General features: G+C 64.5%; 9 protein-coding genes and 1 pseudogene. 5 read left to right on the forward strand and 5 right to left on the reverse strand.

Annotated features, from left to right (window positions below; all coding sequences use genetic code 11):
* Positions 1 to 20 precede the first annotated feature (20 nt).
* From pyrF to Q0925_RS10575, 3 genes are all read left to right on the forward strand, one after another.
* A complete protein-coding gene (gene pyrF / locus Q0925_RS10565) occupies positions 21 to 875 on the forward strand; it encodes an orotidine-5'-phosphate decarboxylase (protein ID WP_299335192.1) in 855 nt (284 codons plus the stop codon).
* A 246-nt stretch (positions 876 to 1,121) separates the two neighbouring features.
* A complete protein-coding gene (locus Q0925_RS10570; RefSeq protein ID WP_299335195.1) occupies positions 1,122 to 1,619 on the forward strand; it encodes a J domain-containing protein in 498 nt (165 codons plus the stop codon).
* A 65-nt stretch (positions 1,620 to 1,684) separates the two neighbouring features.
* On the forward strand, positions 1,685 to 3,292 hold the full coding sequence (locus tag Q0925_RS10575; RefSeq protein ID WP_299335197.1) for a GTPBP1 family GTP-binding protein: 1,608 nt from the start codon (positions 1,685 to 1,687) through the stop codon (positions 3,290 to 3,292).
* Between the two features lie 54 nt (positions 3,293 to 3,346).
* On the opposite strand, the gene Q0925_RS10580 is transcribed toward Q0925_RS10575, so the two are convergent.
* Genes Q0925_RS10580 through Q0925_RS10600 form a run of 5 tightly spaced genes read right to left on the reverse strand, consistent with a single transcriptional unit; the run spans position 3,347 to position 9,121 of the window.
* The gene (locus tag Q0925_RS10580) at positions 3,347 to 4,438 is read right to left on the reverse strand and encodes an ABC transporter ATP-binding protein (RefSeq protein WP_299335199.1); all 1,092 of its coding nucleotides are present in this window, start codon (positions 4,436 to 4,438) and stop codon (positions 3,347 to 3,349) included.
* Positions 4,435 to 5,550 carry an ABC transporter ATP-binding protein gene (locus tag Q0925_RS10585; RefSeq protein WP_299335201.1) on the reverse strand — a complete coding sequence of 372 codons (1,116 nt, stop codon included), beginning with the start codon at positions 5,548 to 5,550 and terminating at the stop codon, positions 4,435 to 4,437. The genes Q0925_RS10580 and Q0925_RS10585 overlap by 4 nt, the downstream gene beginning before the upstream one ends.
* A complete protein-coding gene (locus tag Q0925_RS10590) occupies positions 5,547 to 6,443 on the reverse strand; it encodes an ABC transporter permease (RefSeq protein WP_299335203.1) in 897 nt (298 codons plus the stop codon). The genes Q0925_RS10585 and Q0925_RS10590 overlap by 4 nt, the downstream gene beginning before the upstream one ends.
* Positions 6,440 to 7,399 (reverse strand): ABC transporter permease, encoded by a 960-nt coding sequence (locus Q0925_RS10595; RefSeq protein ID WP_299335205.1) that lies wholly within the window; start codon positions 7,397 to 7,399, stop codon positions 6,440 to 6,442. The genes Q0925_RS10590 and Q0925_RS10595 overlap by 4 nt, the downstream gene beginning before the upstream one ends.
* Positions 7,400 to 9,121, reverse strand: a complete 1,722-nt coding sequence (locus Q0925_RS10600) for an ABC transporter substrate-binding protein (RefSeq protein WP_299335208.1) — start codon at positions 9,119 to 9,121, stop codon at positions 7,400 to 7,402. It abuts the gene before it with no gap.
* Positions 9,122 to 9,579: 458 nt separating this feature from the next.
* On the opposite strand from Q0925_RS10600, the pseudogene Q0925_RS12450 reads away from it, so the two are divergent.
* Positions 9,580 to 9,669, forward strand: a pseudogene (locus tag Q0925_RS12450) (surface glycoprotein); the annotation flags it as partial.
* Positions 9,670 to 9,966: 297 nt separating this feature from the next.
* Positions 9,967 to 12,870 carry an HVO_2072 family ArtA-dependent S-layer glycoprotein gene (gene csg / locus Q0925_RS10605; RefSeq protein WP_299335211.1) on the forward strand — a complete coding sequence of 968 codons (2,904 nt, stop codon included), beginning with the start codon at positions 9,967 to 9,969 and terminating at the stop codon, positions 12,868 to 12,870.
* Positions 12,871 to 12,921: the final 51 nt, after the last annotated feature.

Below are 12,921 nucleotides of genomic sequence, written 5' to 3' on the forward strand. Positions count from 1 at the left end.
CACCCGGCCGATTCGACGGCATGACCGCCTTTTTCGACCGTCTGCGCGACCGGATCGACCGGATCGACAGCGTCGTCTCGGTCGGCCTTGACACCGACCCCGACCGCATCCCGGACTTTCTCGACGGTCACGATCTGCCCCGCTGGGCGTTCAACCGGCGGATTATCGACGCCACACACGATCACGCCGCCTGCTACAAGCCCAACGCCGCCTTCTACGAGGACGCCGACGGCTGGCGGGCGCTTCGGGAGACGGTCGCCTACGCCCACGGCAAGGACGTCCCCGTTCTCGTCGACGCCAAGCGAGCGGACATCGGCAACACGTCCCGACGGTACGCCGACCTCCTTGACACTGCCGACGCGGTTACGGTCAACCCGTACATGGGCCGGGACTCGCTCGATCCCTTTCTCTCCCGTGCGGACGCGGGGGTGTTCGTTCTCTGTCGCACCTCGAACCCCGGCGGCGCGGATCTACAGGATCTCGAACTCGCGTCTGGCGAACCGCTCTACCGACGGGTGGCGGCGCTCGCGGACCTGTGGAACGAGCACGGCAACGTCGGCCTCGTCGTCGGCGCGACGGCCCCTGAAGAACTGGAGACGCTCCGGGCCGAGGTCCCCGACATCCCCTTTCTCGTTCCCGGCGTCGGGGCACAGGGTGGCGACGCCGAGGCGGCCGTCGAGTACGGTCTGGCCGACGGCGTTGGCCTCGTCAACTCCTCTCGGGGGATCATCTTCGCCGGTGAACAACGCTCACCGGACCCGCGGGCGATGTCCGGGACCGCCGGGGAACCGCCACACGACGACGAGACGGCGTACTTCGGCGCGGCCGGCGAGGCGGCGAAGCGACTGCGGGCCCGACTCAACCGACACCGCTGACCTCGTCAGTCGGCGTCGCCCAACCGGGTGCCGCCGGCGCAGTCGGCGCACATCCCGGTCCCCTGCCGGTAATGCTCCTCACAGACGGCCGCCCCGCAACTCCCACAGGTGTGTCTGGCTGTCGTATTCTCGCAAACCTGACAAATGCTTGTAACGCTCACGGCCCATATATGGGGCGGGACGGTTTGACCCCTTTGCCCGGCGTCGGGCGGGACGCTTACAACGGTGGGCGACGGATGCGACGGTGTGGACAGGGACCGACTCGTGCTCGGCCTCGCGGCGGTGTTTGCGGGCATTACGGTCGTGCTCGTGGTGCTCGCGTTCGTCCGACAGCTGTTTTTGCTGTTTCTGGCGCTTCCGTTCGGCCTGACGACGTATCTCATGTGGCACCACGCGACGGGCCGGCTGGCGGCCCGAACCCGACGACGGGCGCGGGCCAGCGGCGGTGCCGGGTCGCGGCGCGCCCCGGGTGGGTTCGGTGCAACGGCCGGCGGACGCGGGAGCCACGATCGACGCGCCGGCCGAACCGCACAGGGTGCCCGGAGCGGCCCGGCGGGCGCGCCCGACGACGGCCCGACCCGGCGCGAGGCCTACGAGACGCTGGATTTGGAGCCCGGAGCGGACGAGGACGCGGTGCAACGGGCGTATCGGTCGAAGGTCAAGGACGTCCACCCCGACACGGAGGGTGGCGACGAGGAGGCGTTCAAGCGCGTGAACCGCGCGTACGAACGGCTCCGAGGCTGAATTACTGTGCTAACCGTACACATACGACGGAAAGCGTTTTGTCGAGTGGTTCCATATCACGGTGTATGACCGCCGATCGGGCCGTTCTTCGGGAGGCTCTCGAACGCGGCGAGGAGGAGGGCGGACCGATCGAGTTCAAAGAACGGCTCTCCCGTGACGTCCACCTGGCCGACGGGCGCATGGAGAGTTTGGCCGCCCAACTGCGCCACCGGGTGCTCTCCGGCGACGGGGAGGCGACGTACGTTGTCGGGGTTACCGACGACGGCCGGGTCGCCGGCGTCTCCCCGTCGGTGTTCTCGGAGTCCATGGACGTGCTTTCGTTGCTCGCCGAGGAGGCGGGCGCACACATCGAAGACGTCGAGACGTGGGGTGTCGGCGACGACAGCGGCGGCGAGGGATTGGTCGGGGTCGCCACCGTCCGCGAGGGCGGCATTCTCGACACGGACGACTCTCACATCGTCGTCGGCACCGCCGGTCACGTCGACCACGGCAAAAGCACGCTCGTCGGGACGCTCGTCACCGGGCAGGCCGATAATGGTGAAGGTGAGACCAGATCGTATCTCGATGTCCAACCCCACGAGGTCGAACGCGGCCTCTCTGCGGACCTCTCCTATGCGGTGTACGGCTTCGACGACGACGGCCCGGTGCGGATGGACAACCCCCACCGCAAGACCGACCGCGCCAGGGTCGTCGAGGAGGCCGACCGCCTCGTCTCCTTTGTCGATACCGTCGGGCACGAACCGTGGCTCCGGACGACGATCCGTGGCCTCGTGGGCCAGAAACTCGACTACGGTCTGTTGACCATCGCCGCCGACGACGGCCCGACCGACACCACCCGCGAACACCTTGGGATCCTGCTGGCAACCGAACTACCGACCATGGTGGCGATCACCAAGACCGACCTCGTGAGCGAGGACCGCGTCGAGGAGGTCGAACGCGCCGTCGAACGCCTTCTGCGGGACGTCGAGGAAACGCCGCTCCGGATCGAGCGCCACGGCGTCGGGACCGCCGCCGAGGAGGTCGGGGACGTGGTGCCAATCCTGCGAACCAGCGCCGTCTCGGGGACCGGGCTGGACGTTCTCGACGACCTGTTCGAACGACTCCCAAAGACCACCGGCGACGACGGCGCGTTCCGGATGTACATCGACCGGACCTACTCGGTGACGGGCGTGGGCGCCGTCGCCTCCGGAACTGTCAACTCCGGCACCGTCGAGGCCGGCGACAGTCTCCTTCTCGGTCCGATGGTCGACGGTACCTTCCGCGATGTCGAGGTGCGTTCTATCGAGATGCACTACCATCGTGTCGACCGCGCGGAGGCGGGACGCATCGTCGGCATCGCACTCAAGGGCGTCTCGGAGTCTGATATCGAACGGGGCATGACACTCCTCCCTGCCGACGCCGACCCCACGCCGGTCCGCGAATTCGAAGCCGACATGGTCGTTCTCAACCACCCGACCCGCATCGGAACGGGGTACGAACCCGTCGTTCACCTCGAAACGGTCAGCGAGGCGGCCATCTTCCGCCCCGAGGACGGCCACCTTCTCCCCGGCGACCACGGGACCGTGACCGTCGAGTTCAAATTCCGACCGTATCTGGTCGAGGAGGGCCAGCGGTTCGTTTTCCGCGAGGGACAAAGCAAGGGCGTGGGGACGGTTACCGACGTCGATGGCTGACACACGGCCGGGCAAACGTTGTTACGGCCGCCCCGGCCCGGCGCGGGACTCCGGCTAGTCGCCGGTCGATTCTTGAATCACGTCACGCTCGGACGGCGAGGGCGGAGTGTGGGTCGCCCGCTTGGCCTCGCTCCGGTCAAGCCAGTGGCAAGCGGCCTCGTGCCCGGCGCTGCCGTCGACCGACTGGAGTTCCGGCTTCCGCCCCGAACAGGACCCGTCGATGAACTCGGGACACCTGGGGTGGAACCGACAGCCGTCCGGCGGATTTGTCGCACTCGGCGGTTCGCCACCGAGGGACTTCCGTTCGCCCCGCTCCCCTGCCTCAACCCGCGGGATGGCGTCGAGAAGCGCCCGCGTATACGGGTGTTTCGGGTTCTCGAAGATATCCGCCACCGTTCCGCGTTCGACGATTTCGCCGGCGTACATCACCGCCACCCGGTCACACACCTGCCGGACGACGCTGAGATCGTGGGAGATAAGCAGGTACGAGAGTTCGAACTCCTGCTGGAGGCGGTTGATGAGGTTGAGGATCTGAGCCTGTAGGGTCACGTCGAGCGCCGAAACGGGTTCGTCGAAGACGACGAGGTCGGGTTCGGTCACGAGGGCCCGACACAGGCCGACCCGCTGGCGCTGACCGCCGGAGAGTTCGTGCGGGTAGGCGTCGAGGTGTGACCGTGCGAGACCGACCTCGTCGAACAGTTCGGCGACGCGGTCCCACTTCGCCTCACCGCTGGCGATGTCGTGGACCGAGAGAGGACGCGCGACGCTCTCGCCGACCGTTTTGCGTGGGTTGAGCGCCGACAACGGATCCTGGAAGACGTACTGGACGCGGCGACGAATCGAGCGGAGTTCCCGCCCCGAGTAGGTTTCGATGTGTCTTCCGTCGAGCATGATGCTCCCGTCGGTGGGTTCGTACAGACGGGAAACCGTACGGCCGAGCGTGCTCTTGCCCGACCCGGATTCGCCGACGATGCCGACCGTCTCGCCGGCGTGGACGGTCAGGTCGACGCCGTCGACGGCGCGAACGACCTGACTGTCACCGAACAGGCGATCGAAAAGCCCCTCGTCGAGCGGGAAATGTTTCTTTACGTTTGTCGCCGCCAGGAGTTCGCGTGGCTGTTCGTCGGTCGTGTCGGTCGTGCTCATCCGTCTGTCACCTCTGTGTGGGTTCGCTCGGTCGTTCCGTCGAGGCTGCCGTTCGTCGCCGCGGGCGCGTCCCACGTCACCTCGCCAGGGTCGTCGCCCTCGGTGTAGAGATGGCAGTGTGAGACGTGGCCGTCGTCGACGACGTGTTCGGGTAACGGCTCGGAACACGCATCGAAGGCGGCCGGACAGCGGTCGCGGAACGGACAGCCGTCGGGGCGGTCGGTCGGCTCCGGTGCCGATCCCGGAATCGTCGTCAGTTCGCCGCCGGTCGACGCCCCTTCCGGGATGCTCCGGAGCAACCCCTTCGTGTAGGGATGTACCGGGTTCTCGAACAACTGGTCGGTTCGGCCACGCTCCATCACCGATCCGGAGTACATTACGGTCACGCTGTCACACGTCTCGGCAACGACGCCGAGGTCGTGGGTGATCAACAAAATCGCGACGTCGAGTTCATCACAGAGCCGCCGGAGTTCGCCGAGAATGCCTGCCTCGACGGTCACATCGAGTGCCGTCGTAGGCTCGTCGGCGACGATAAGCGAGGGATCTCCCCCGAGCGCCGACGCGATCATGACACGCTGGCGCTGGCCACCGGAGAGCTGGTGGGGGTAGGACGTGGCGACCGTCTCGGGGTCCGGGATCCCGACCGTCTCCAACAGGGAGACGGCGCGACGCCACGAGGGGGCGGACGTGCTGGTTCCGGTTATGTACTTGCGCCGGAGTTCGCTCAGGAGGCCGGTCGACTCCTCGACGTCGCCGTGGTGGCGGACCACCTCCGCGATCTGTTCGCCGACCGTCATCACGGGGTTGAGCGCCGACAACGAGTCCTGAAACACCATGCCGATCTCGTCGCCACGGACCTGGCGCATTTCGGCCTCGGATTTGTCATAGAGGTCCTCGCCGCGGTAGTCGAACCGCTTTGCACCGACCTCGGCGTCGTCGAGCAAGCGCATGACCGACCGTGCGGTGACGCTCTTGCCCGACCCGGACTCGCCGACGAGACCGTGGATCTCGCCTGCTTCGACCGAGAGGTCGATACCCTCGACGGCGGGCACATCCGGCCCGCCTTCGACGGGAAATGTGATCGAGAGATCCTCGATGTCGAGGAGGCTCACGGTGATCCCCCCTCCCCGCGAACGTCGAAGGCGTCGCGGAGCGCGTCGCCAAAGAGGTTGATACCGAGCACCGTGATCACGATGGCGACGCCGGGAACGATCGAAATCCACCAAGCCTGGCCGATGAGACTTCGCCCTTGGCCCAGCAGCGCTCCCCAGGTCGGCGTGGTCGGCTTGACGCCGATACCGAGAAAGGAGAGCGTGCTCTCGGCTAGGATGGCCCGTGCGATGAGCACCGTGAACTGGACGATGAGGGGCGCCACCGCGTTCGGCAACACCTCCTCGGTCATGATTCCCAAGTCGCCGAGACCGATGTTTTTGGCCGCGAGGACGAACTCCTCTTCACGGATTGAGAGCACCTCGCCGCGCGCGAGACGCGCGAAGTCGTCGATGTAGGCGAAGGCGATGGCGGCGATGACGTTCCAGACACCCTGACCGAAGATGGCGACGAGCATGATCGCCACGAGGAGCCAGGGAAAGGCCCAGAGCACGTCGACAAAGCGCATCAGTGCGTCGTCGACCCAGCCGCCGAAGTAGCCGGCGACGACGCCGAGCGAGACGCCGACGACGGCACCGATGGTGACAGCGCCGAGACTCACGCCGAGGCTGACGCGTGCGCCGTACATCATCCGCGAGAGCAGGTCGCGGCCGAAGGAGTCCGTTCCCAGCGGGTGGGCGCTCGACAACGACGGTGCCTGCATGATGGCGTACTCCTGTGCCATCGGGTCGTACGGCGCGAGTTCGGGCGCAAAGATCGCCGCGAGAACGAACAGCGTCACCGTCACCAGCCCGAAGGTGGCCTTGTAGTCGCCGGCGACCGCCTCGTACAGCCGCTCGAAACGGTCGAGACGGACGCCGAAGAACGTGTCCGCGTCGCCATAATCCGTGCTCATGCTCCACCCCCGTACTTGATCTTCGGGTTGATCGACATGTACAGCAGGTCGACAAAGAGGTTCATGAACACGAAGATGATCGAGACGACGATCACCGAGCCCTGGACGATGGGGAAGTCCTGGCGCTCGATAGAGCGGATGAGCAACCGGCCGAAGCCCTGCACCCCGAACACCATCTCGACGGCGACGATACCGCCGAGCAGCAGCGCAAAGAGGATCCCAGCGACGGTCACCACGGGCATGAGCGCGTTCTGGAGCCCGTGTTTGAACAGGACCAACCGCGGCGGGAGTCCCTTGGCACGCGCCGTCTGCATGTAATCTTCACTCAGGACCTCGAGCATCGACGACCGAGTCATCCGGGTGATGATGCCGGCGTACGGCAGTCCCACGGCCGCCGCGGGCAGGATGACGTGTGAGAGCCACGGCACCACGCCCTCGCTGATCGACGCGTAGCCGAACGAGGGAATGGCCGGAACGGCCGTCCCCACGGTAAGCAGGAGGACGATCCCGATCCAGAACGATGGCATACTGATGCCGAGAAAGGCAACACCGGTGGCAACGTAGTCCTCCCACCGGTCGCGGCGGGTAGCGCTGACGATGCCTGCGGGGATGGCGATCAGGATGGCGATGGTGATGCCGACGAGGCCGATGCTCAGCGTCGGTTCGGCGGCGTTTGCAATACTCGCGCCCACCGACTGGCCGGTGTAGATGGAGTCCCCGAGGTCGCCGCGGGCTAGATCAGCCATCCACCGGTAGTACTGGACGTGGATCGGCTGGTCGAGACCGAGTTCGGCACGAACGGCCGCCAACTCGTCGGGTTCGGCGTTCCCGCCCAGAACCAGTCGGGCCGGATCACCCGGAACCGAACGGACGGCGACAAACACCGCCGTCGCCACCACGTAGACAACCCCGATGGCTTGGAGCGTTCGCTTTGCCACGTAACGTTTGACCCCCATCTACTCGACCGAAGCTGTGTGGAAGTTGCTCAGTCCCGCCTGATTCCCAACACCTGTCAGGTCGGCTGTGCTCGCTTTCGGGATGAGCGGGAACGTCGTCATCGCCCACGCCGCATCCTCAAGGAACATCTCCTCGGCCTGTTGCATGATCTCGGCCCGTTCGTCGAAATCCGACGTGGCGTAATCCTGTTCGAGCGCACTGTCGAAGTCGGGGTTGCTGTAGAGGTTCGCCTGCCACGCGCCCGCGGAGCCGTTCTCGGTGGGCGTTTTCAGCTGCTTCCACATCGTCATCCACGGATCGATGTCGACGTAGCCGTCGTACATCACCAGCGCGTTCTCGTAGCTGTAGAGATTGTCCCAGTACGCAGAGGACTGTTGAACGTTGAGTTCAACCTCGATACCGATCTGTGAGAGCATCTCTTGGACGACGGTCATCCGTCGCTCGTCGCCCGGCACCCCGAGAAGGGTGAGCGTCATCCGAGGGTCGCCGGTGTACCCGGCCTCGTCGAGAAGCGACTGAGCCGCCTCGGGGTCGTAGTACTGCCCCGGATCGGGCTCCTCCTCGTACAGCCACGAGATGGCGGGGTTGAACAGCGAGTGGGCGGGTTCCGCGTACCCGAAGAAGGCGCGTTCGACGAGCGCCTCGCGGTCGATGGCCATGGCGATAGCCTGACGGACCCGTACGTCCGTCGTCGGGAGGTCCTGATCGGCCCACTTGTCAGTCACCTGCGCGCTTCCGGTGGAGAACTGAGCGAAGTCGACCTCGCTCGGGTTGCTGGCGAGAGGAGCGACACAGAACCACGCCCCCGGATTCGTCCCGACGACGTTCAGTTCACCCATCGACTCCGCCTGTCCCGCGTTCTCGGCCGGAATACTGATCGAGTAGTCGATTTCGCCGCCACGGATCGCCGTCCACATCGTCGACGGCTCCGGGATCAGGTTGACCCGAATCGAGTCGAGATACGGGAGGGCGTTGCCCTCGTCGTCGGTGCCGAAGTAGCCGTCGTGGGCCTCCAGTTGCAGGTACTCGCCGGACTCCCGTTCTGTGAGTTCGAACGCTCCACTCCCGACGGGCATACGGTTGTACTCCTCCGGGCTTTCGGTCGCGGTCGGTGCGTGAACGATCGTACCGGCACGTCCCGGTCCCCGCGTCAGAAACGAGATGAACGGTCCGACCGTCTCGGAGAGGCTGATTCGAAGCGTCGTCTCATCCTCTGCGGTGATGGATTCGACAGCCGAGAGCTTGCTGAGGTGTGGCGAGTCGTCGAGGCTCATCAGCCGCTCGAACGACGCCTTCACCGCCTCGGCGTCGAGCGGGTCACCGTTGTGGAACGTCCCCCCTTCCTTCAGGTCGAATACGTACGTCGAACTGTCGGGAAGCGTCCAATCGCTGGCGAGGTCGCCGACGATGCCGCCGTCCGAGCCGATCTTTACCAGCCCGCTGTAGATGTTGGACTGGAGGTAGATCTCCTGTCCCTTATCCACATAGTGTGGGTCGAAATACTCGATCTGGTCGATGTTCCAGCCGGCGGTGATCGAGCTACCACCGGACGAGGCCGATTCGTCGGCGCTTTCCGTGCTTTCGGTGCTTTCGGTGTTCTCGTCACCACCACCCCCGCCGCCGCTACACCCGGCGAGACCGCTGAGGCCGCCAGCCGCAAGCAGTTTCGTCGCAGTACGCCGGTCGATCCGTGGTCCCTCGAGATCGGATTTGTCAACCATCGTCGTCAGTCGTCTCCGTGTTCCGCAGTGTGCTCGGCTACCCGTTCACCATCCGCAACCATCCCTGACTGCCTGTCTTTTGTCACGTCTACTCATGGTTGGTATGCTCACCCATATATAACTTTTCCACTTATTTCTCCATATACATTGCCAATCGTGATACTATACTAGGAAACCCACCATATTTGGTGACTTGCTAATTCAGTCAATGACTAGATACATCTAATAGGTAATAATACACATACAAGGATAGTGCCGAGACGGTGGCCCGTCGCTCCGCAGCGGCGACGCGTTCCCGGCGTGTCGGCACACGGGCCGTGTTTGACGCGGTGTCGGTCCTCGGGGCCAACCCGCAAAGCACTTATCACGTCTGCTTGAACAGGTATCCACTCTGCCCGCTACAGCGTGTCGGTTACGCCACAACGGAGCCGTTTCCACCGACTATACAACCACAACACATGACAAACTACAACCACAAGATCCGTGCAATCGTCCTCGCGGCGCTCATGGTGTTCTCGGTTTTCGCCGGCACCGTGGCGTTGTCGGGGTCGGCTACTGCAACTATCGGTTCGGCTGGCACTCCAGAGAACGTCGAACTTGGAGTGGATGACACACAAAATACCACCGGAATAAATATCGCCGGTCTTACCGCGGGCGGTGACTCCGCTGACGTTCGAATTGACATCAGCTCACTGACTAGCGTGAGTGGTGTTTCCGTTAGTGGCGCTGAGGCGACTGTCACCAGTGGCGATAGCGGCGACTCGATCTCCTCCGGTCCCACGCTGAGTGGGGGTGAGGTTACACTAACCGTTACTGACGACGGTAGTGGAAACGACGACCGTGAAGTGACCTTCGACCTCACGCTCACCGGGATCAGCACCGGTTCCACTGAGGCAACGAACATCGATTACTCGGTTGATGAAGACCCCGATCAAGATGGTACCTTCGAAAACACTAAAACAACCAGTGCATTCAATTTGGAAGACACCACCGCCCCGACGGTCGTCATCAACAGCGTCTCCCCGAGTTCAGTCGGACAGTACGGCACCGTGACCGTCGACTACAACCTGACTGACGCGGGCACCGGCGTCGACACCTCGAGTTCGGACACGGCCTTGGAACTGGCCGACAGCGATGGCGACGTAATCGTTAACAATAGCCTGACCACCGGAACCAACCAGCAGGCGACGTTCGACCTCACGAACCTCGCCGGCGGTGAGGCGGCGGCCGGGACGCTCACGCTGAAACTCAACGGGACGGACAGCGACTCGATCACGAGTCCCGAGACGGCGACGACCACCGACACCAGCGCGTCGGTGACGGGCGTCGGGAGCAACAACCGCGCGCTCAACAACGACGGAACCGGCACCTTCGACACCGAAGACGGCACCGGTGTCATCTTTGACGGCGCGACCGTCTTCCAGGGCGAACAGGACATCGAGTTCCAAGGCTCGACGTCATCCCTGACGGGCACGGCCGGTGACTCCGAGGGTCAGACCCTCCAATTGCCGGTCAGTGAAACCGAGACGACCGGCACCTACGACGGCAACGGTCCGACCGACGGTGCCGGTGGCTTCGAGGTGACCGTTCTCGAACCCCGGATCACGCTCTTCGAGGTGCTGAACTCCAACGAGGAAGATATCGCGGGCGGCTCGGTCCCCGAAGGCGAAACGGACGTGAGCGGCTCCGGTGACCTCACCGTCGACGCTCACTACAACTACGAACAGGCCGAGGACCTCGAACTCACCATCGAGAACGAGGACGGCCTCGAAGTCACCGGTGACGCACTCGCAGACCGTGGCGCCGGTAACGAAATCAAGTCCAGCACCGACGGTGAACTCGAGTACGAACTCGACTTCACCGGTCTCGGAACGGGCACCTACACCATCGAGGTTGCCGGCTCCGACGACCTCGACTTCGGTAGTGCCATCGAGTCGACGACCGTCACCGTCACCGGTGACGACGACATCACGGTCGACCTCGACGAGGACACCGCCACGCGTGGCAACGACGTGACCTACACGATCCGTGGCTCCAACGCTGGCGCGACCCACGTTGTCCTCATCGACAACGACGACTTCCGTGACGGCATCACGAACGACAGCGCACAGAGCACCTTCCGCAACGTCGGTGACACCGACGAGACCGGTATCGTGACCGACTCCGGCACGGTCGTTCCGCGCGATCAAGACGTTTCGGTCCAAGCACCCGGTGAGTCCATCGACTACGCGTACGCGAACGTGACCATCGACGACGACACCGGTGTCGGCGCAGGGCAGGTCGACACGTCCAACCTCGACACGACCGATGTCGATGTCGAACTCTACGACGAAACCGTGATCAACCCGATTGCGGACGGCACCGACAACGAGGACGACCCCACACTGACGGTCGAAGAGGGGACTGTTGGGCTCAACACGCCCAGCGGCACCTACGTTGTCGGCAGCGAAATCACGATCAACGGTACCGCCTCCGAGGGTGTCGACGATGTGGCGCTCTACACCCGTCGTGACGGCGACTACCAGATCGTCGACCTCGACTCGACCGAAGGTGACGGTGTCAGCGACCGCTCGATCAGCGTCGACGCCGACGACACCTTCGAACAGGAAGACGCCGTCATCTCGCGTGGCGACGGTGGCGGCAACGACATCCTCTCGCTGCCCGGTAGCTACCGGCTCGGCGTGATCGATGTGGCAGACGTCCAGGACAGCAACGGCAACCCTGTCGATACTGTCGATGTCTCGGACTTCAACACGGGCACGAGCTCACAGGGCTCGATCCGTGTGGTCGACACCGAACTGAACGCGAACGTCAAAAGCGTCGGTGGCCAGGTGGCCAGCGAAGACGGTGACATCAACGTCTCCGGCGTCGCGCTCGGTAACCAAGAGGTCGACGTGGTGTTCTTCGACGAGCGTGGAAACGCGAACCACGAGACCATCTCGGTTGACGACGACAACACGTTCGACGAGGACGAGGTCAATCTCGGCGGCCTCGACACCGGCCAGGTCAGCATCCACGTCCTGTCGACGGGTCGTGATGGTGCCTACGGTGACGGCGAGTTCCCGGACAACAACGGCATCGCCGACTTCGTCGAGAACAACCTGTCGGGCCAGGGCCTGACGGGTGACCAGATGCGTGCGCGTCTTCTCGATCAGACGGTCGAGGAAGTCGCGAGTGACGACCGGATCGTGACGGAGACGTTCCGGCTGGCGGACTCCTCGACTGCGGTTGGAGATGTCTACCCCGAGGGCGCGGAGGCCTCGGGCATCAACCCGATCGCCGTTGACGACACGATGGTCGTCGAAGGGACGACCAACCTGCGACCGGATGACAACTCGATCACGGTCGAGCTCAACACCCAGGCGGGCGACTCCGTGGCGCTGAGCACGACCGACGAGTGGGGCTACGACGGCCAGTGGAGTCTCACACTCGAACTCGAGGACATCCAGACGGGCACGTACGATCTCGAGGCTGACGACTCGTTCAACGAGGACGTCGAGAGCGTCGAGATCGTCCAGCAACGCCAGACGGCAACGCCGGAACCGACGGATACGCCGGAACCGACGGCAACGGACACGCCCGAGCCCGACACGGCAACGGACACGCCGGAACCGACGGCAACGGACACGCCCGAGCCCGACACGGCAACGGCAACGCCCACTGAGGAGGGCGGCCCCGGCTTCGGTGCGGTCATCGCGGTCATCGCGCTGTTGGCGGCTGCATTGCTGGCCACGCGGCGCGACACCTAACGACAACGACTGACCGCCGGGAGCGGTCACACGGTGCGGTTTCTTTTATCG

Origin of the sequence: Haloplanus sp. (assembly GCF_028275055.1) — an archaeon.
Classification (GTDB): domain Archaea; phylum Halobacteriota; class Halobacteria; order Halobacteriales; family Haloferacaceae; genus Haloplanus.